Annotated in this window: 17 protein-coding genes; 7 read left to right on the plus strand and 10 right to left on the minus strand. The window is 42.6% G+C overall.

Features of this window, described 5'->3' with window-relative positions:
• Window positions 1-72 precede the first annotated feature (72 nt).
• A complete protein-coding gene (locus V7K21_RS16570) occupies window positions 73-357 on the minus strand; it encodes a hypothetical protein (protein ID WP_335176013.1) in 285 nt (94 codons plus the stop codon).
• A gap of 227 nt (window positions 358-584) precedes the next feature.
• Here V7K21_RS16570 and V7K21_RS16575 point away from each other — a divergent pair, with 227 nt between their 5' ends.
• The gene (locus V7K21_RS16575; RefSeq protein WP_335176015.1) at window positions 585-6,200 is read left to right on the plus strand and encodes a translocation/assembly module TamB domain-containing protein; all 5,616 of its coding nucleotides are present in this window, start codon (window positions 585-587) and stop codon (window positions 6,198-6,200) included.
• A gap of 127 nt (window positions 6,201-6,327) precedes the next feature.
• On the opposite strand, the gene V7K21_RS16580 is transcribed toward V7K21_RS16575, so the two are convergent.
• Window positions 6,328-6,552, minus strand: a complete 225-nt coding sequence (locus V7K21_RS16580) for an ABC transporter permease subunit (RefSeq protein ID WP_335176017.1) — start codon at window positions 6,550-6,552, stop codon at window positions 6,328-6,330.
• A complete protein-coding gene (locus V7K21_RS16585) occupies window positions 6,518-7,450 on the minus strand; it encodes a polysaccharide deacetylase family protein (protein WP_335176019.1) in 933 nt (310 codons plus the stop codon). Before V7K21_RS16585 ends, V7K21_RS16580 begins: the two co-directional genes overlap by 35 nt.
• Before the next feature lie 366 nt (window positions 7,451-7,816).
• Here V7K21_RS16585 and V7K21_RS16590 point away from each other — a divergent pair, with 366 nt between their 5' ends.
• Window positions 7,817-8,038 (plus strand): DUF3122 domain-containing protein, encoded by a 222-nt coding sequence (locus V7K21_RS16590; protein ID WP_335176021.1) that lies wholly within the window; start codon window positions 7,817-7,819, stop codon window positions 8,036-8,038.
• 150 nt (window positions 8,039-8,188) lie between these two features.
• Here V7K21_RS16590 and V7K21_RS16595 read toward each other — a convergent pair whose 3' ends face one another.
• Together V7K21_RS16595 and V7K21_RS16600 are read right to left on the minus strand one after the other, a co-directional pair.
• Entirely contained in the window at window positions 8,189-8,482 is a 294-nt protein-coding gene (locus V7K21_RS16595; RefSeq protein WP_334798316.1) for a hypothetical protein, read from the minus strand.
• Window positions 8,483-8,718: 236 nt separating this feature from the next.
• Window positions 8,719-9,558: a prephenate/arogenate dehydrogenase gene (locus V7K21_RS16600; protein ID WP_335176132.1), complete on the minus strand. Its 840-nt coding sequence runs from the start codon at window positions 9,556-9,558 to the stop codon at window positions 8,719-8,721.
• A gap of 67 nt (window positions 9,559-9,625) precedes the next feature.
• Here V7K21_RS16600 and V7K21_RS16605 point away from each other — a divergent pair, with 67 nt between their 5' ends.
• The 3 genes from V7K21_RS16605 (at window position 9,626) to V7K21_RS16615 (ending at window position 12,983) form a co-directional block, all read left to right on the plus strand.
• Window positions 9,626-11,203, plus strand: a complete 1,578-nt coding sequence (locus V7K21_RS16605) for a pentapeptide repeat-containing protein (protein ID WP_335176134.1) — start codon at window positions 9,626-9,628, stop codon at window positions 11,201-11,203.
• Window positions 11,204-11,434: 231 nt separating this feature from the next.
• Window positions 11,435-12,028 carry a DUF1517 domain-containing protein gene (locus V7K21_RS16610; RefSeq protein ID WP_335176023.1) on the plus strand — a complete coding sequence of 198 codons (594 nt, stop codon included), beginning with the start codon at window positions 11,435-11,437 and terminating at the stop codon, window positions 12,026-12,028.
• A gap of 70 nt (window positions 12,029-12,098) precedes the next feature.
• Window positions 12,099-12,983: a hypothetical protein gene (locus tag V7K21_RS16615; RefSeq protein ID WP_335176025.1), complete on the plus strand. Its 885-nt coding sequence runs from the start codon at window positions 12,099-12,101 to the stop codon at window positions 12,981-12,983.
• Between the two features lie 1,091 nt (window positions 12,984-14,074).
• Here the strand turns inward: V7K21_RS16615 and V7K21_RS16620 are convergent.
• Window positions 14,075-14,848, minus strand: coding sequence for a hypothetical protein (locus V7K21_RS16620; RefSeq protein WP_335176027.1), 774 nt, complete (start codon window positions 14,846-14,848; stop codon window positions 14,075-14,077).
• 211 nt (window positions 14,849-15,059) lie between these two features.
• On the opposite strand from V7K21_RS16620, the gene V7K21_RS16625 reads away from it, so the two are divergent.
• Complete coding sequence (locus tag V7K21_RS16625) at window positions 15,060-15,563, plus strand: hypothetical protein (RefSeq protein WP_335176029.1); 504 nt, start codon at window positions 15,060-15,062, stop codon at window positions 15,561-15,563.
• A 40-nt stretch (window positions 15,564-15,603) separates the two neighbouring features.
• On the opposite strand, the gene V7K21_RS16630 is transcribed toward V7K21_RS16625, so the two are convergent.
• From V7K21_RS16630 to V7K21_RS16640, 3 genes are all read right to left on the minus strand, one after another.
• Window positions 15,604-16,011, minus strand: a complete 408-nt coding sequence (locus V7K21_RS16630) for a hypothetical protein (protein WP_335176136.1) — start codon at window positions 16,009-16,011, stop codon at window positions 15,604-15,606.
• A gap of 135 nt (window positions 16,012-16,146) precedes the next feature.
• A complete protein-coding gene (locus V7K21_RS16635; RefSeq protein WP_335176032.1) occupies window positions 16,147-16,797 on the minus strand; it encodes a hypothetical protein in 651 nt (216 codons plus the stop codon).
• Between the two features lie 201 nt (window positions 16,798-16,998).
• Entirely contained in the window at window positions 16,999-18,099 is a 1,101-nt protein-coding gene (locus V7K21_RS16640) for a D-alanine--D-alanine ligase family protein (RefSeq protein ID WP_335176034.1), read from the minus strand.
• A 578-nt stretch (window positions 18,100-18,677) separates the two neighbouring features.
• Between V7K21_RS16640 and V7K21_RS16645 the strand changes: the two genes are divergently transcribed.
• Window positions 18,678-20,369, plus strand: coding sequence for an NAD-binding protein (locus V7K21_RS16645; protein ID WP_335176036.1), 1,692 nt, complete (start codon window positions 18,678-18,680; stop codon window positions 20,367-20,369).
• A 100-nt stretch (window positions 20,370-20,469) separates the two neighbouring features.
• On the opposite strand, the gene V7K21_RS16650 is transcribed toward V7K21_RS16645, so the two are convergent.
• Window positions 20,470-20,913 carry a hypothetical protein gene (locus tag V7K21_RS16650; RefSeq protein ID WP_273769053.1) on the minus strand — a complete coding sequence of 148 codons (444 nt, stop codon included), beginning with the start codon at window positions 20,911-20,913 and terminating at the stop codon, window positions 20,470-20,472.
• Window positions 20,914-21,180: the final 267 nt, after the last annotated feature.

Here is a 21,180-nt window from a genome sequence, read left to right on the forward strand (position 1 = left end):
CTCGCAGCAATTTACAACTACGAGTTAAGTTTAGCTGTCTCAAAATTCCAAACCCCCACCATAACATAAAACTTATTTTGCAAGAGGTCTATTATCTTGGTGTGCTAGCAGTAATCTCTGGTAAATCTCTAATTTCCTAGTTTGATCAACTGCGGAAATTGCTAATACTTCAAAGTTTGGGGAAATATATTGCAACTCTGTAAGGAGAGAAGTTGTTTTACCAACATTGGCATGAGGATTAATCACAGCTAAACTGCCATAAAGACAATCTTTTTGTTTATCGCTGTTGTGTGAACCTAACATTACTACAGGGGTAAAACTTACATTGACCCAGTATCTAGTTGATAAGTTGATCATGTTTTACCTTCACCCCAAGGGAGTGAAGTTTTGCAAGTAGCCATGCGAGTAGATGCACCTGCTGCAAGAAAAACAGCAAAGTGTGACAATTTTAGACTAATGCTAAACTCAAAGTTCTTGCGTAAAGCCTAATATTGTGAAACGATAGCTTGTGACTTGCTGATACACCTGCGACTAGTCTGTCTCTAGGCTGACTCCAGAAAAAAGTACTGGTAACGATAACGATAATGAAGCACTCTCCAAATTCAGAAAATAATCAGAAACCATCTAACCGTCGTTTATGGCTCCTCATCTTAGGACGGACCAGTTTGGCTGTGGGTGGAGTTTTACTGGTTGGAATTGGAGTCGGTGCTTGGTGGGCTAGAAGCTATGTATATAAAGATTTAGCACCATTAGTGCAGCAAAATCTCCAGCAATTGCTTGGGCGTCCAGTAAAAGTAGGGAATGTTGAACGTTTTTCGCTTTCTAGTCTAAGATTTAGCTCTCTTTCGATACCAGCGACTCCCAATGATCAAGATCAGGTGGTAGCAAAAGCTTTGGAGGTGCAGTTCTCGCCGTTGCAACTTCTCCTCACCCGAAAACTGGTATTAAATGTCATATTAGTTCAGCCCAATGTATACATTCAACAGGATCAGGATGGTCGTTGGGTTACAGCCCAAGTTAAGGCTGGGGAGGGACAAGGCTTCATCCAAACTGAGTTGCAGACACTTCAAATTCAAGATGGTGATGTAGAGTTGATGCCATTCGCCGCACCAACTAAACCGAAAGGCTCAGTAATATTAGATCAAGTTGGTGGTGTTGCCCGATTTTCAGATCGAAATCAAAGGATTGGCTATGACATCAACGCTCAACTCACTAGGGGAGGCGCTGTTAAAATTGTTGGCGAAACACAAGTAAAAGCTCAACAAACTAACCTCAAGCTGCAAGCACAAAATTTACAAGTATCAGAGGTCAGTCGATTAATTCAATTGCCAATTGCCTTGCAAGCAGGGCGTTTAGATGCTGACTTAGGGGTTCAGATTCCACCCAAACTGTCAGAAATAGCTATTACAGGAACAGCTACAGCTAATCAAATCACTGCTAAAATTCAAAATATTCCTCAGCAGGTTTCTAATTTTAATGGGAGATTTCTATTTCAAGGTCAGACAGTTGCTTTAGAGAATCTGAATACGAACTTTGGCAAAGTTCCCATTCAGGCAAATGGAACAATTAATAGCCAAACAGGTTTTAATATCTCTGCTCAGATAAAACCAGTTAGTGCAAAAAATATCTTAGACACATTGAAAGTAAATTCGTCAGTCCCAGCTACTGGCGAAATTCAAGCAAATATTCAGGTACTAGGGTCACTTCAGCAGCCAATCCTTAGCGGTACAGTAAGCAATACTAAACCTATTCAAGTTGACCGTGTTCAATTCAAAGCCGTCAATACTGACTTCCGGTTGAATGTATCTAAAACTGCATCTCAACTTGCCGTTTCCAATCTGAAAATAGTCCCCGCAGCTGGTGGTGAAATCACAGGCGGTGGTCAAGCTCAACTGGGAGCTAAAAATGAGGCAAAATTTAATGCTCAAGTTGATGGTGTATCAGGGGATATACTAGCACGCGGTTATGGCGTTACTCTACCGATCGCAGTTGGAAACGTTTCAGCAAAAGCACAAATTTCTGGTTCACTTGGCAAACAGCCGTTGAAACTTGATATTACTGGTGTTCAAGTGACGCCGCCAACAGGGGGGCAAATTACAGCCAGTGGTCAAATTCAACTGGCTCCCCGAGGTCAAGTAAATATAGCTATTCAAGCTCAAGGTTTACCAGGAAATGCGATCGCTCAAGGTTACGGTATTTCAACTCCGATTAATGTTGGCGGTATATCTGCGAACGCTAAAATTTCTGGTTCTCTGGGCACACCATTAAACGTCAATGTTGTTCGCGTTCAAGCAAATCCAGAGGTGGGAGGGCAAGTCACAGCCAACGGTCAACTTCAGCTTGCACCCAAAGGCAGGGTGGCGTTGAATGTACAAGCAAAAAATTTACCAGGGGATGCGATCGCTAAAGCATACAACTCCTCACCCTCCATCACCATTGGGAATGTGTCGGCAAATAGCAGGGTTTCTGGCTCACTTGGCAACCTGCAAGCAGTAACCCAAGTGCAAGCGCCCACAGCCACCTATCCCATTAGAGGTGAAGCTGTTGTTACTCAACAAGGGCAGAATATCCTCTTGCCAAACGCTGTGTTGAACGTGGCAGGCGGTACAATCAGGGCTAGGGGTCAAGTTGTACAACAACGCTGGCAGGCTTTTGTGAATACCCAACAACTGCAATTGAGTCGTTTTGCACAGATACCACCCCAGTTCCAGGGAGTTTTAAGCAATGTTGCCTTGAATTTGTCAGGAAGCACTGCTTCTTTCCAACCCTCAACCATTCAAGCCACAGGACAGGCAAGGCTGAATGTAGCAGGAGGTACGGTTAATCTCAGGAATGTTAGCTTTAATCGTGGTCGCTGGCAAGTGCTTGCCAACACTTCCCAAATTCAACTCAACCGTTTCTCACCCCAATTGGGAGGACGGCTCAATAGTAATATCCAATTCGCAGGCACAGCAAAATCTTTCCAGCTTGCAGATATTCGAGCCGCCGGACAAATCCGCGTTTCCCAAGGGTTAGCGCTGCTAGCACAACCGCTGACAGCCCAAGTGCAGTGGAATGGACAGCAGATTATCGTTGAAAACGCAACTACTTCAGGACTGAGTGCTAATGGGGCGATCGCTGTTCAAACTCCACCAACTGGCGCACCCCAAATTACGGGATTTAATTTAAATGTACTGGCGCAGAATTTCAACCTCAAAAATACTGGCTTTAAAGTTCCTGGTGACGTAGCGGTAGCGGGGCTACTTGATTTTAAGGGAAAAGTTACAGGTACTCCAGATGTTCCGCAAGCTAATGGCAATATCCGACTGCGGAATTTCCAGGTCAGTAACTTGGCGTTTGACCCAGTTTTAACTGGAAACGTGAGTTTTCAAGGGGGACAAGGGGCAAGTCTGCGATTAGCCGGGAAGCAAGACAAGATTGCACTTAACCTGGGTGCAGATTATCGTCCAACTTCATTTTTAGTCCAACGGGATGAGGCAGTTACCACAGGTAGAACTGAAGGAGATAACTTGCTCATCAACGCCCAACAGTTTCCCATAGCTCTTGTTAGCGGCTTTTTACCTAACAATCAATTGAAACCACTTGCGGGGCAATTATCGGGAAATTTAGTTGTCAATCTGAATAATTATGCAGTTGCGGGAGACGTTGCGATCGCAAGGCCTCGTGTTGCTAGAGTTGCAGCAGATGAATTTCGCGGAACCATCAATTATGCCGATGGTACTGCTAGCTTGGCTAATGGTCAATTGCGGATTGCAGATAGCAATATCGCCCTGAGTGGTAATGTGCAAACAGGAAATGACCCGCAATTTCAAGTTCAAGCTAATTTAGACAAAACCAGAATTGAAAAACTCTTACAAGCATTTAATATATTTGACTTTAAAGACTTTGGTACCGGGTTGCAGCCTCCGAAGTTGGCTGGAGCAGAGGTACTTAATACTGAGCCTGTCAGTTTGCCCAATGCAGATTTGAAAACACAATTAGCATATTTCTCTAATATTGCAACATCGGTAGCAAAAAAACAGCAGATAGAAACAAAAAAGGCCGCATCTTTGCCCACCCTTGCAGAATTAACGGGTGCTTTGAGTGGAGGAATTACAGCTAATGGCTCGTTGAAGTCTGGGTTAAATGTCGGCTTTAATTTTCAAGGTGCTAATTGGCAATGGGGTGAATACTCGATTAATCAAGTCGTTGCTCAAGGTACTTTTGCTGATGGGATCGTCACACTTTCGCCGTTGAGTGTTGGAATCAATCAAGGACTGGTGGCTTTTTCGGGACAGTTAGGAACTGAGCAACTATCTGGAAAGTTGAATGTAGCAAGTTTACCTTTATCACTTTTAGAGCCTTTTATCGAAAAATACCCCATAGATATTACTGGTAATGTAAATGCTGATGCCACCTTAGGAGGTAGTTTAAAAGACCCCAGAGTCCAAGGACAAGTGGCGCTGGCGAATGCAACTCTCAACAAGCAACCTGTGCAAACAGGACAGGTGAATTTTGACTACAACAAAGCTCGCTTGAATTTTGACAGTACTTTGTTAGTCACAGGAACGCAGCCACTTGCAATTACAGGTAGTGTACCTGCTGCATTACCTTCTGCCGCAGTGCAGCCAGATAGCAATCAAATTAGCATCAACGCTAATCTGCAAAATGAAGGATTGGCACTGTTAAACGTGTTTACCAATAATCAAGTCGCTTGGGTAGACGGTCAAGGAAAAGTAGATTTAAACGTCCAAGGGACTTTAAAGGAACCAATTATTAATGGAAATGCCACACTTAATAATGCAACTTTTCGCACTCAAGCTTTATCTGATCCCCTAACGAATGTCACAGGAACAGCGCGATTTAATGGTAATACAGTGAGTGTTGAAGGTATCCAAGGCACGTACAATAAAGGGCAAGTGACAGCATCAGGCATCCTGCCAATTTTTGATCCGCAGCAAGCCGCAGCGAATCCCCTAACAGTATCAATAGCAGACAAACTCAATTTTAAGCTTGCAGGACTGTATGAAGGCGGTGTTGGCGGCGATGTCGTAATTCGCGGAACAGCCCTAAAACCTGTAATTGGTGGAGAGATTAAACTGAGTAATGGTCAGGTAATTATTGGAAACTCCGCTGCTGCGAAGAAGAAATTAGCGGCGACAGCAGAGGCTAACGCTAACGTCATAAATAGAGAAGAGGTTAACGCTAACGTCACACCTACAGTAGAGAATAGCTCTAATCCTGTAACTACTACACCAGAGAATAGCTCTAACCCAGTGATTACAGCAAAGAGTAGCACTAGCGCAGTCACTCCACCCAATTTACCTATAAAGTTTGCAGATTTAAAGTTGACTTTAGATAAGGATATTCGTGTTACCACTCAATCTTTACTGAGCTTTGTACCAGGAGGAGCGGCATTGAGTCAGCCCCTATTGAGGTTTGACGCCAAAGGCGACTTGACCATCAATGGTACATTAGCCAAGCCGCTTCCTGAAGGAGTCATTCGTTTGACAGGAGGAGGACTGAGCGTATTTTCTACTCAGTTCACCTTGGCGCGGGGCTATGAACAAACTGCGAGCTTTACTCCAAGTCAAGGACTTGACCCGACCCTAGATGTGCGACTTACCGCAATTGTACCGGAAGCATCGGCAAGGAACAGTCAAATTTTGGAATCACCATTATCTTCTGAAGTCAGCGATGTTTCTGCAAACAATTTTGGGACTTTAAATACCGTTACCGTTCAAGCCAGGGTAAACGGACCAGCTAGTGAATTGGGCGACAATCTAGAACTGACGAGTGAACCTAACCGTAGTAAGGGAGAAATAGTTGCTCTACTGGGTGGCTCGATTCTGGGTTCTTTCGGTCAAACAGATGCAGGACAAGGGCTGACTGGTTTCGCTAGTTCGACCATTTTAGGTGGTTTACAAGGAACTATCACTGCGATCGGAAAGGCTATTGGTTTCAGTGAGTTTCGGATATTTCCTACCCCTACTACTAATACTAATAAAGCAGCGAACGGTTCAGTTCTTAATTTATCAGCAGAAGGTGTGTTTGACATCAATAAAAACGCATCTGTTTCTTTATCACACGCTCTTTCTAACAATGATGAGTCTTTCCGTTACAACGTCCTCTATCGACTCAATGACGAAATTTTGATGCGAGGCTCAACTAATTTGGGGGATGAAAATCAATTCCAAGTTGAGTATGAAAGCCGATTTTAGATGACAGTTTTGTATCTCCGGGTGGATTTGTCTTTGTCTTCTAAGTGTCTTTGTAAACCTGAAATTATAAACCAGACATTATTGCTAGCCATAGTAATTATTAGCAGGACATGAATCGAGGCAATCGCTATTCCTGATATATATTAGTGCTATGAATAATCGTAATGTAGATATTACCTGTAACTGAAGCAGCAATAAAACCAGCCATAGCCCCAACTAGCATCATTCCCTCAACGCCCAGGTTTAACACGCCCGATTTTTCAGTCACTAATTCACCTAGTGCCGCCAAAATTAGAGGTGTAGCTAACCGTAGGGTATCACTGATGATTAAGCAGATTGTTTGGATGTTCACCCTTTGTAACCGTAGGAAAAACTACCTCCGCCAGATGTTGTTCTTGGGCTTGTATTTCCAGTAGTTGGGGAATCGTCACAAATCGATAGCCTTGGGCTTTGAGACCTGCGATCATTTCTGGTAAAGCCTTGACGGATCGAGAACGGTTGCCGCCCCCATCATGCATCAGTACAATTGCGCCGGGTTTTGCATATTTAAGCACATTTTTTATCAGCATTGGCACTTGAGGCGAACGACGTTCAGCATCTCCCGACTCTTCTGACCACATCATGACAGCGTACTTCTCGTTTTTGGCGTATTGGGCTAGTCCATTATTCAGAAAGCCGCCGGGGGGACGAAATAGAGTCGTTTTCTCTCCTGTCGTCTTGTAGATGATGTCTGCCGTGCGATCAATTTCACTAGCCGCAGTCGCTCCATCCATTTTAAAATACCAATGATGCCATGTATGATTGCCAATTACATGACCATCAGCAGCCACTTGCTTGGCTATTTGGGGAAAATATTTCACCATTTGCCCAAGCATAAAGAATGTCGCCTTGATATTATTTTTCTTCAAAATTTCTAAAATCTGTACTGTATTTTTGGGGCCAGGGCCGTCATCAAAAGTTAGGGCGATGACTTTCTCATTTGCTTTTAGTTTCGCTTGATAAACGATTGTTCCCTGAAAAGGCTTCGGCACTTCATTCATCTGGTCTGTAGCTGGGGTGATAGACTCTGCATCTGCACTCATTGCCCTACCTAAACTCGTTTTAGCACTCTCGCCTTTTGGCTTTTGAATTCCGAACAGATGGTCAAGTTTAGTTGTGCCTACAAGCAGAATGATACCCATACTACCTACACAAGCAAGTGATGTAATAGTTACTACCTTCAGTAATAGCGATAATTTCCGATTAGACACATTAAATCTCCTTAATTATTAGTCATTAGGCAAAACAGTTCTGAGGTCTGAGTTGCCAGTTCTGAGTAAAGAAGTAAGATTCCCCATTCAGGACTCAGCACTGGGCACTCAAAACTCCCTACTCTCTTATCACATCACTCGTACTCGGTTGTAAATTAATATATCTGTTGCTAAAAGAAAAAAGAATAAAATACCTTAAAACATCGCAGCTAAAGGAAGTCCCTATTTAATCTGCACTAATTCGCCACCTATGGATAAAAGTGCCATCAAAAGACTGGATAAAATAATACCCAGTTGATTTAATCGGCCAATAAAAGCAGCAATGATGGCAGTATAACCGTAACCAGGAGAAATGTTAGGACAAAGTTGACCGCAGCAGGAAAATTACTGAGTGCATCGGATGCATATGCTTTAACTACACCCGTCCCCAATGTGGGCGAATATAACTTAACTGATATCTCACCGAAATTGCCAACAACTGATGCGCTCAAACTCTATGTGCCAGTCTCTAGTGGACAGCAATTGATTCTCAATATATCCAACATTGTAGACACTGAGTGGCAATGGGTAGTTACAAACATTGATTGATTTTATGCACCAATAGTAAAGTTTAATATAAAAGCATTTAACATAAGAATAACTCAATGGTGATGTGGGGCACGATCGCTGCCTTCGGAGCCAGAAATCCCGGTCTTTATATGCTTATAGCCTCCCACATCACACGCAGCACTTGTAATGTTAGTCTTGAGACTCCTCAGAGATAGATTCTGACTCAGTTTCAAGTTCTTCTGTTTTGACTTTCGGGGCTGGAGGTTTAACGGGTTTTGGGCCACGCGCTAGGGCAGGATTACCCTGCTGCCTATTTTCATTCCCATAGGATGCTTTTTTCTCTGTGCCAGACGAGCGATTACGGCTCGGTTTTGAGCTTTTGGGGTTGGATTCAATAGGAGGTATAGAATCCGAATTTTCGGTATTGTTATCAGTGCTTTCTTGAGACTGACGTTCCGATTTCTTGATTGGGCGTTCTACCATTGTTGATTTTTGTAAATTTATCTGTATAGTACATCGATTTGGTTACTATCAAACTGTCAAGTAGCATTTTTTCAAGATTTTCTTGTTAGAATTACTAAATAGCTATGTTTATTGAATTGACAATAAAGTAGCCACCCGACTTGATCAACTACCTTAAAAAGCATTCAAAATCAATAAGCAATTAACTCACTAAATGTTGAATAGGTGCGTTATCAATAACCTAACGCACCCAACAACTATTCAACAAAATTAGGTCGTGCCTTCCCCGTTGATTTCAACTTTTGCTCTAAAACGTCCCAATTTTCTTGCTCAATTAAATTAGTCAACTCATCAAGATTGTGACGATATTGTTGCAGCGATCGCAGCAATGCTTGACGATTATACCGCGCCATCATTACACCCAACTCTGGATTCCCACCACCCACACGACTGGTATCCCGAAAACCTGAACTAGCAAATTTTTGGGCTAATTGCAAAACATCAGGGTCAGTTTCACTCAAACAAGCAGCAATCAACGAGGAACTGACCATTACAGGTAAATGGGAAATCCAACTAACAGCTCGGTCATGTTGCTCTGGTTGACAATAGTGGATATTCGCTCCAAGCGATCGCACAATTTCTTCCAGCACCGTAATTGCAGTGGTTGGTGTTGTAGTTATCGGTGTTAATACATAAGGTTTATCAACAAATAAATGCCGCTGTGCAGCTTCTATTCCACTATCTGTTTTTCCCGCCATTGGATGACCGCCGATAAAATTATTCCAAAGGGGAGAAATCGCCTTGACTATCTGTGCTTTCGCCGAACCCACATCAGTCACGACGGTAGCGGTAGACAAATGAGCGCTCAACTGTTTCAATTGGGGCACAATAAGCGCTAAGGGTGTACAAATAAATACAACCTCTGCGGCTGCTAACAGGCTCAGATCAACTGATGCTTGATCAACAGTGCCGAGGGCAACTGCCTTTTGACACGTGGCTTCACGGCGACTAACTCCTAAGATATGATGTCCTTGCGATCGCAAATCAAAACCCAAAGATCCGCCTATCAGTCCCAGTCCTAAAATCCCAATATTCATTTTTGATTTTGACATTCCGTTTTTTATGATACCAACTATTAAAGTTGGCATCCAAGGGGTAGCATCGATGACTATAGAGGAATTATTGGAACAATACGCAGCAGGAGTCTTAAATTTTAGTGGTGTTGACCTCACAGAAGCTAACCTGAGTGGGGCCAAACTCAGTGGTGTGAATCTTAACGATGCTAATTTAAGTATAGTTAACCTGAGTGGCGCGAATCTGAGTGAAGCTAACTTGAGCAATGCCAAGCTGAATGTAGCCAGACTGAGTGGTGCGAATCTTTCTAGCGCCATCTTGAACAACGCTAGTCTCAACGTCGCTAATTTGATTCGAGCGGATCTGGGTCGCGCTCAACTTAGAGGAGCCTCGTTGATCCGCGCCGAGTTAATTCGTGCTGATCTGAGTCGTGCTGACCTGTTAGAGGCTGATCTCACCAGTGCCGATCTGCGAGAGGCCACACTCCGCCAAGCGAATCTCCGTCACGCTAATTTGAGTGAGGCCGTCTTGAGAGGCGCTTCCTTAACTGGAGCCAACTTGGAAATGGCTAACTTAAACGCCACTGACCTGAGTCGTTCTGACATTAGCGGTGCAAATTTGCGAGATGCCGAACTTAGACAAGCGAATCTCAGCCATGCTAACCTGAGCGGGGCAGATTTGAGCGGGGCGAATCTCCGGTGGGCAGATTTGAGCGGGGCGAATCTCCGGTGGGCAGATTTGAGTGGCGCAAAATTGAGCGGGGCTACTTTAATTGGCGCAGATTTAAGCAATGCCAATTTAACGAATACAATTTTAATCCATGCCAATTTAACTCAGGCAAAATTAATTAAGGCGGAATGGATCGGTGCTGATTTAACAGGAGCAACTTTAACTGGGGCAAAGCTTTATGCCACCTCCAGGTTTGGTTTAAAAACCGAAGGCATGATTTGTGAATGGGTTGATCTTAGCCCCAGAGGCGATCGCTCCATTATCCAAAACTTCCATTCCGAAGACTCACGAGATTTTTTTAATGAAACACCACCAACAATCCGGATTATTGTTGATGCACCCTTAGAATACGAAGCCAATTTTGCTCTTGCTGGCGCTTACTACCAAATTGCTCAGGAATACCGGGGACTGAAACAACCCCCAAGCGTGGAAAATGGGCGTCGCCGAACTGTTTTCACATTTCATGTAGATAGCGACGAAGCATTATTTGCCACTGCTTACATTGTGACTCTTCCTTTTCTAGATGCGGCATCTACCCAAAAGAATATTTTGAGTATGATGGAAATGATTAGCAGTGAAGTTGTTGCGAACCAAGATTTAAAATCGCTAAAATCTCCCCATCTGGTGAAACAATTAAATCTTCTTGTAGAGCAAGCTATGAGTCAGGCTACAACAATTAAACAGATGAAAAAAAATATCGAAGTAGCTGCGAAGTTAAATTTTTGTAAAGCCTCAACCCAAATAATTTTAACGAATTCTAGCGCCCACACTTTGATTGTCCATGACCATCCTAACTTTGGGAAAAGATTTATTAATCGCTCTGCTCTCAATGCTTCAGCTTATGATGATATATCTAATGAATCAATAAAATATGATATATTGCCTTCGTTAAATATGGTTATAGATTTTGTCCAAGGATTTCACTATATTAGTCATTAATCATGGGGCATTGGGGAGCCAGTGCGTTGCGGAGGTTCCCAGAGTTGTACCCCTACGGGGAAGCAAGCTACGCGCAGCGTCTCCCCTTCTCCCATTCGTGAGAGGCTAGCGCCTGCCGTAGGATGCCCGAACGCAAAAGCGTCTCCTGTCTTGAGAAGGGCTGTAGGGAGAAGCAACTAACGTTATTGGGCAAATGAGAAACAATAAAAAACAAAATTTTGGAGGACAAAAATGCGCGATACCTTTAATAAAATGATCGGTCGAACTCGCTATGTAGTCTTTCGTCTATTTCTGCACTTAGGGGGAGGTGAGGTAGCACCAATTTTGGGAGTATTAAATAGTGCTGGACGAGATGCGATCGATGTTGATGGCGACTTAGAAGTTTTGGGAGAAGGATTGGTAGAAATTAGCCAAACCCTGCTGCAATACGATGAATATTGGCTTTGTGCTGCCAACGAAGGTGACGTATTTTGGGATGAAGGCGAGGCAGGAGATTACGTGAATGAATTATTTACTGACTCTGCCGAAAGATATCTTAGTGAACCAGATTACAGTCCTAACTCTGGATTGAATGAACCTTTATCTATACCTGTAACGCGCAACGTCATTGTGATGATTACAGTAGCTTATGAAGGAGAAGTACCAGAATTAGAAACTGATCTTTCTAACATTCAGGCACTCAAGGAAGGATTGAAAGCATTGATAAATTTGCATTATAAACATAGATTGAAGGCAATCCAAGTGCATTTCTCGCCAGCACAGTTAGGTGATGAACTCACTAGCGATCAACTGTTGCAATATTACCCAGAATTGATTCCTTTGTAATCTGTTGGGTAGTCCGTACTTACTGCTCACATCAATAAATTGTTAAGCTCAGAGATAGGACAATAATCCAATGATCATGACTATAGTACGTAAATTTACTGCCGTTTTTTTAGCTCTGAGTTTGTGTATGACAACTGTCGCTTGTGGTGGGGGAAACCAAACTACTTCTCCGACTAAGAACGTTAGCCAAACTTCTACTAACACAAAGCTGAGTGACGGCGAGTATCAAATACAACAAGCTACATATGACGATGCAAGTGGTGAGTACAACCTGTTTTTACTTAATAATAAGCCCCCAACCTTTGCAACTGAAAATTTGCAAATGGCACGGTTAACTGATGATGAAATTAAGCAGGGTAAGAAGACCTATCTGAAGGTAGAAAAAGGACAACCAATTTTATATCTGACGGAAGACTTTAAAATTGAGTACGTCCATAACGTTACCGAGAATAAAACCAATCCCCAAACAGGACAACAAGAGACGGTTGTAGTCCGTCGAGAAAATAGCTTCTGGGCACCGTTTGCCGGGTCTGTGGCTGGTAGTTTGGCCGGTCAGGCAATTGGTAGTATGTTGTTTAGACCCCAGTATTATGTACCCCCTGTCTATCAATCAGGACAAGGATTAAGTGGCTTCGGTGGATATGGTGGAAGCTATGGCCAAGCAGTTCAAAACTACCAAACTCGCTACAATACGTCACCCGCAGCCGTGACAAATCGCACTGCGTTCCGCAATACAGGGACAATTAGAAGGTCATATCCTGGAAATTCAACTATACGCAATACACCGCGTAGCACTACAGGTAATAACCGTCCTTCGGGTTCTGGTTTTGGTGGTAGTACGTTGCAACCCTCTGGCAGAGCCACTTCACCTAGACGCAATTCTGGTAGTGGTTTTGGTAGTGGGCGTAGTACAGCACCCCGCCGTTCAAGTGGTTTTGGCAGCAGACGCCGTTAAGAAAATTTTGTTGCTGGTCAATGAAGAATTCTTGAGCGGGGAAGGTTTCAAGGTGGGGAGAAACTAAAGCTAATTAACGGGCTGAATGCTTTTTGTTAGTAGGCTGTTGGGAGATGTCGTCATAGAAATATTTGACGATATCTCTCTAAAAAGAACTAGGAAAAAGCTACCACCATTCGATTAGCAATTTTTTCAGTAAAATAGCCAACCCTCAGCAAATTTAACAAACTATAACCCTAGTATTACCCAGATATCCCCCCGCAGTTGTTTAATCCGTTTCAAATCCTTTTATACAATTTAAAAGATTTCAGAATGCGACACCTCATTACACACCAGCCCTACAATCGCTGTCACACGCGGATGTAGGGTTTTTTATCTGCTCGTGACGGATTGGATATTTTGCCTGGTATGATCCCAACACATAGTAAAAGCCCCATTAATCCAAGCATATTGAATTAAGCCCCTCTTTAAAAGGGCTTGGGGGGAGCTTCCGGGAAAAAATATCACAAAAGAAAGCGTATTGCTTTATATCTATACAATTGGCAACGATTAATTATGAATTATTCGGTCAAATAATATGAAATACCAAATACAAATATTGCTAAAAGAACAGGAATCATTTTATTAAAGTCTATTCGCTCTTTTTTAACTATTTCTAAACAAGATATCGGAATCATCAGAGGCCAGAAGATAGTTGTGACCAAAAACATCACAACTGATAAAAATTTATCTTCTGGAGTAGAAGCAGGATGACGTAGGGAAAATATTAACCAATTACTTAAAAAATAGCATGTCATAAACAGGTAACTAATAGTTAAAGTCAGTTGTATCTGATTCACCGTGAGGACTCCTGAAGTTATGTAAGCTTCACCAAACATCATCCGTACAAAGTTATAACATATTTAGTTTTCTCCCTTGCCCTGGTAAATTCCAATGTCTTTATGTACCAAATTTGTGCCATTTGTGTCAAACTTATCTTACTGTTTGTAGAGTCTAGTTAACCGTCTTTAGAGAAACTTTTAAATTTGGGATGATGAATATTCAATTACATTATCCAATATTTAAAATTTGGTTAGCTATAAGAGTAATAATTAAGCAGTCTTAAAAAATCGAATAATTTCACGGACATGATCGAGAAATTGTCCGTCAGTGGAAAGTTGCGCGATCGCATTCCTTGCTTCTCTCACCAAACGCTCATGTTCACTTTGATTGGTCGCCCGTGATTCCTCCAAATTAGCAGCAATCCGGGCTAAATCTCTGCGAGTTTCTTCGGCGAAGTGTTGTTGAGTTGCTGGTAATGAATAAGATTTTTCTGGGTTAAGTTGCTCCTGGAATGACTGGATTTTTTGTTCCAATATAGAGAAGCGATCGCGCAGTTCAACAATATCTTCGCGCGGATACTTCCACTCTTGGCGAATCATCGCTAACCGCGCATATAAATACTCATATGCCCGAATAGCTGGACGCAGAATTGTTAATAATAAAGCTGCACCAGAACTGATATATCCCACCGTACTAATACCAGTGGCAGCAAGAGTATAAAGACCAACGGTTGAGAATAAGTGTAAAGCAATGGCAACCCAGAGCGATCGCTTTGCCAACACTGTGACATACTTCACTTGTTTATCATCGACTGGAATTCCTTTCTCCTTGGATTGTGCTGCTTCTGCTAAGACTTCTTTGGCTTGAAAATGTACATTCCACGGTACAGTAACAATTACTAACAGCCACCAAAAACTTGCACCACCAATCACCCAATCAAGAAAGTTACCAGCAGGGATGTGCAACCATTGCAGTAAGCCAAAAGCCGCCAGCACCACAACTACAATTCCAGCAATGCAACTGATAAAAAAGTTAATATACATCTTGCCCTGTCTTTGGTGAAACTATTACCTCGATCATGACTGTACTCTAGCAGTTATACGTAAATCATTGTGATGGTTTTTCTATTTGCACACACCAGCTTTTTAATGAGATAGCTACGCCAATTAGGTTGAGTATCTTTGCTACCCTTTTGGGGAAAGTAGCAACAGACATGATTGTGATGGTTTTTATAATTGCATATGTATAAATAAAATGAACCGCTATTTAGAAAGAAAGAAGGGAGAAATAATGGAATACTGCTTTGTAGAGTTTCAAGTAGATGATTTCACAAGATTCAATGCTCTTTGTGAAGTTTTTAACGAAATTAAAAAAGATAAAGACAATAATTATTGGCGTAATGAAGAAGATTGGCTAATTTTTTTTGATCGCAAGGCACTATCAAATTTTTGGTGGCCTAGTGAAGAGGAAAAGACTGAACATTATCGCCGCTGGTTTGCAACACCTGTGGAACAGAGGTGGACAGATCCTAGCCTCAAAACTCCTTGGGACTTTGAGTCTATGTTTGATGCTTTTGAAAATGGTGAATATCAATTAATTTCTTGTAGTATGGTTTCTGCCGACAGAGCTAGACTTGAGTTTGAACCCTTTAGCTATCCCTATGGCGGAATTGGTGCAATACAGGCGTTAGTTGAATCCTTCGATTTTGTAATTCTTGCAGAAGATGACGGTACAGGATACACAAAATTTAACCTGTAGTTTGGGAAAACAGTGAGGCAATTCAAACCTTTCCCCGTCCCTATTGGATGAGATAACTACGCCAAATTGATTGAGTATTTTTGCTACCTTTTTCTGGAATTAGCGATCGCCAAGTTTTACCTTCTTGCTGAATTTGCAGGTAAACGTCAAAGGGTTGTTGTGGCTGCGTCAAGCGTCGTTTTGGCAACTTAACAATCAAGTCATAAGTTCCTCGAACGCGGAAAGCTGGTAAATTTTCAATCGTTAGGGGTTGTTCCTGGGTAATTGATAGCCGTTTGATTTCAAATCCTTGAAAATCTAGATCCAACTGTTGGCTAAGTTTTTGTTGAGTTTGTTCTAGCCCAAGTGCGATCGCTTTTTGCACTAACTCGCTAGTCGGTAGCAGTCCAATACTGCCACAAGCTGTCACTAGCACTAGCAATATTGCTATCAAAACTAACCGCACTATGTTATTCACTGCTTGATCTGCTATTTTCTTCCTTATCAGTTTAACCGGACGTGTAAAAACTAGTAAAGACACGGTATAACCGTGCCTTAATTCGCAAAAAGGATTATTTTGACAAGTTTTTGCTTTACAGTAGTATTAATACTGGCGTAAAATTGCAGATAATGAACTATCTTTACGAAGATCCATCAAGTCTGCCAAAGATTCTGTACGTGTATCCAAGTGGTGCTTGTGTTCTGCTGGCAGAACCGTCACCAGATGTTTTGGTTTAGCTTTGATCTGCATAACGGGCATCAGTCGTGGCTGTGGTACAAAAATTGGCTGGTTTTTAGGAAGGCGTGGTTCCAATCTTTGATAATGGCTTTGTGCCAAGCGTGCCTGATGGCGGTTAATCTGTTTTTGAACTTTTTGCGGTTGTGCTTTCCGGTTGAGCATTCGGAAAATGAGCAAGCAACCACTACCACAACTGAGGACGATCGCAGCCACCATCCATAAAGGTGTAGGATTACTATTCTCAGAGGGTGCATTGATTGGTTGTTCAACTATAACTGGGATTTTTTCTGGTTCTTCTTGTGCTACCTGTCCAGCATTACCTAAGCTATACAGGGCAAAGCCACCACCTCCGATAAACATGGCTAAAAACCCAGTAAACAATAGCCAAGGATGATGTGCAACCAGATATATCAGAACATTCGAGCTTTGTTTTAGTCTCGATTTCCTTTTTGTCAGCTCTGGAGTAGCCCCTCTTCGTTGGGTTCGCTCGCGCTGTACACTCTGACTTTTTTCCATGATTACTTTCAGATTTGTACCCCTCTAGTCAATAAATTGTACTGGAGGAGTCAAGCATCAGGTATCCGTAACAAAATTTTAGATTCAAGTAGCTTTTTTGTAAAACATACGCTACCAAATCCGGCTAACTTTTGCCAAAATTCTGTATTTATTGTGACTTTTTGCCGTAATACTCTGAAATCAGTTTGCTTATTTTCTCCCTCAGCTAGGAGAATGCCTAGCGATCGCAAGTTGAATTAACCGATCAACTAATTCTGGAAACGAGACTCCACTATGGGCCCAGAGTTGGGGATACATACTCGTTGCAGTAAAGCCTGGCAAGGTGTTGATTTCGTTAATCAAAACTTCTTTTGTCGCTTCCACGTAGAAAAAATCTACCCTTGCCAACCCCGCAGCGTCAACAGCTGCAAAGGCTTGCAAAGCCATGTCTTGAATTTGACGGGCGATCGCATCTGGAATCGGTGCTGGTATCAGTAAATCTGCCAATCCTTCAGTATATTTAGTTTCATAATCATAAAAGTCGCTGTCATATGTAATCTCTCCAATGACAGAGGCTTGGGGTTGATCGTTACCTAAAACGGCACACTCGACTTCCCTGGCTACGACACCAGCTTCTACAACTATTCGGCGGTCATAACTGGCAGCATTATCTAAGGCGGCTTCCAATTCTTGGCGCGATCGCACTTTGGCAATACCCACTGATGAACCTAAATTAGCAGGCTTGACAAAAGCGGGATAACCTAATGCTGCCTCAATTTCATCACACAATTTCGGAAATACGCAAGGATTAGACCAAACCTGCGCTCTAGTTATCGCCTTGTATTTTACCTGTGCTAATCCCGCTTGCTCAAAGGCCATTTTCATGGCAATTTTATCCATCCCCATTGCCGAACCTAACACCCCAGAACCAGCAAAGGGGACTTGCATCAAGGTGAGTAACCCTTGAATTGTCCCGTCTTCACCGTTGGGACCGTGGAGAATGGGAAACCAAACATCTACTTGGGCAACTTGAGAGGGAGATTGCCACTTGTTGAGGGTTTGGGCTTGAGGGTTGGATGTGAGATGTCCTTCAGAAGTTGATTCTTCAGATTCCAGTAGCGGACTGCCGGTTGCTAAAACCTTTTGGGGTGTTTCTCCTGCTAGCCAACGTCCATCTTTTTGGATGTAAAAAGGCAGTATTTCGTACTTACTAGTATTTTGCTCTGCACTCAAGGCTTTAGCGATCGCCCGAGCTGAGTTGATCGAAACTTCATGTTCTCCCGAACGACCGCCAAACAGTAACCCCACACGCAGCTTAGTCATTTTCGGTTCCTCCACACTCCTCAAGCAGATAGCGTATCACAACCTACAAAAATTGCTATATTTTTCTATATTATTTTATTGCCTGTTCAAACCCTGGATACAAAAAACTCTCCTATTTGAGGTGTCAAATTATAGTGAGCTTTTAGAGTTGCTAGGTAACGTACGGGTGTGCATTGGCATTGTCAGTCGATACAATCCCATTGTCAGTCGATACAATCCCATTGTTAGTTGATACAATCGCATTGTTAGTCGATACAATCGCATTGCAGGTCAAAATACTTGTGTGTAAACCTTAGCTTAAAAGGAGAGAGGAATGAAATCTTACTCCCCTTTCGTTGTAGGGAAGGGGCTGTTATTGTTAGGTCTCTATTAAACTCAACACGATAAGTGCTATAAAACCTTTTACTCTCAATCATCAAATTTATAATCTTCTTTCTACTTGGTGTCTCTACCTCCTGCCTCTTGCCTTCAATTAAAACAATCGTGTTGTCAGCTACAGTTATATTCCAGGAAAGTAGGCAACAATATTGAGAAATAACTAGAAATGCAGCCCTACCTATAAAAGATGCTGCCGTTTCATGAAACCTCGAATCATTGTTTGTGGCTTAGGACTTACCGGATATAAAACCTTTCGGTTGCTGAGAGAGCAGGGAGCCTTCGTTGTTGGTATTCATCACCAATCCATCCCTGGCGAAACAGCACCAGATGTGATTGTTGGCGATTTACAAGCAGTTTCTACCCTAACAGCAGCCGGAATTCAACAGGCAGACACTTTAGTAATCACTGGATCTAAAGATGCTCTGAATTTGTCTATTATGATGCAAGCGCGGGTGCTGAATCCCCAAATTCGGATTATCAACCGTTTTTATAATACAAATTTGGGGGAGCGCCTAGATCAAAGTTTGCCAGACCACTTGAGTATGAGTGTTGTGGGATTAGTAGCACCCGTATTCACGTTTGCAGCATTGGGAAACCAAGCGATCGGACAAATCAAATTATTTGAGCAAACTTGGCCGATTCACGAAGAATACATTGATGAAAACCACTTGTGGAAGGGCCTACAGCTGAGTGAATTGTGGGAAGATCGATCGCGGATGCTGATTTATTACTTGCCAGTAGAAGGTGAGATGGATTTGGTATCAGCTGTAATATCTGGACAAAAGATACAAGTAGGCGATCGCTTAATTGTTGGCACCCAACCTCGCATCCGTTCTCCTCGGAGATCATTGATTAAAAAACTGATGAAAGTCTTGACTAATCTTAGGCTGTTTCAGCAACACGGGCGAGGGGTAGTGGTGGGTGCTGTTGTACTATTGGCGGTTATTGCGATTGCTACACTCACCTATATATCGGCTGAGTTGAGTGTGTCTCCTATCGATGCTCTATATTTTTCTGTAGGCATGATAACGGGAGCGGGTGGTAATGACAAAGTAGTAGAAAATGCTCCTAACAGTATTAAGCTATTTACTGTTGTGATGATGCTGGTTGGAGCAGTGGTGATTGGTATTTGGTATGCAATGCTCACTGATTTTGTCTTAGGAAGCCGCTTTAAGCAATTTTGGGATGCAGCCCGAATTCCCCAGCGATATCACTACATTGTCTGTGGCTTGAGTGGTATTGGGGTGAGAATTGTCCAGCAACTCCACGCCAGCGGATATGAAGTTGTAGTAGTTGAACCCGACTCCAACAACAAATATGTCAATACCGCCCGCGAACTCGGTATCCCCGTCATTCAGGGTGATGCCAGCTTTCGCACAATACTCAAAGCCAGCAATATAGAGTCTGCCGCCGCAGTGCTTGCTGTTACTAACAATGATGCTACCAATCTGGAAATTGCCCTCAAAGCCAAAGGCTTGACACCCAAGATTCCGGTGATTGTTAATTATGCCGATCCCGATTTTGCCGGCGTAGCGCAACAGCTATTTGGCTTCGAGGCTGTACTGAGTCCAGCTGAACTAGCGGCCCCAGCTTTTGCCGCTGCGGCACTAGGGGGACGCATCCTCGGTAATGGCATCACAGCCGATAGTCTTTGGGTGGCTTTTGCAACTGTGATTACACCTTCACACATCTTTTGTGGTCGGTGGGTGAAAGATGTAGCCATGTCTACTGATTGTGTACCTTTATATTTAGAAAAAAATCACCAAGTCCATCATGGCTGGGATTTATTAGAAAATAATCTCAGTGTTGGGGATATTTTGTATATGACGATGCCAGCGACGCGGCTATATCAATTGTGGCGGGACGAGCGAGTTTATGAATCACATACTTAAGGCGATCGCAGCGCCAACATCTTTTCTACAAGACGCTTTGAAGGGGTACAGCTTTTAAATTTTGCGAAGCGACTTGACACCGATGAGCAATGCTGTGCCCCTACGGTGTGTTAGTTAAATCAGTTGGTTTATTAAAAACTTCTAAAATCTGTCGGCAAATCTGTTTGAGCTTATCCCCAATTTCACCAGAAGGCAAGGACGCGCCGACAATACTCCAATTTTCTACCGTAGAAAGTCGCCACGCCTCGCCGCGATGATCAAATCCAGCTACCTGCACGCCGATCGCCCGGCATGAGTTATTGATCGGATCTTGATAAAATCGAATTTGAATTAAAATACTGCGACTTCGCCAAGATTTGCTAATACCAGGAAAGTGAAAGCCAATGTCTATAGAGTCTGGATCGACTAACTGCCTGGTTTCCGGGTCATTTTTCCAGGGTTTGAGATCAGATTTGGCATCAGGAAACTCGAATTTGAACAAATTAACCACCGTAGCAATGTTGCTGGCGAGTTCAAGGTTCGTTGCCTGTTCAGCTGCATTCACTAAAAAACACTCCTATATTGACATCGGCATCTTCAGGGATGTGAAGACATAAAAACCGCCATAAGGCTTATATTATTGGTGTTTCAGCTTATCAAGACCTTTGAAATTTAGCAACTCTAAATCATACTTCTCTAACAATCATTGTTACTAACAGATGCCAAAAATCGCTTCTTGTTGGGACTGGCTAACACCTATTAAGTAATTATACTTAAAAATTCCTTAAAAGCAGATGAAACTCTGCCCTTTGTAAAAAATATCAAAATTTTC

The organism is Nostoc sp. (genome assembly GCF_036919595.1).
In the GTDB taxonomy this organism is placed as follows: Bacteria; Cyanobacteriota; Cyanobacteriia; order Cyanobacteriales; family Nostocaceae; genus Nostoc.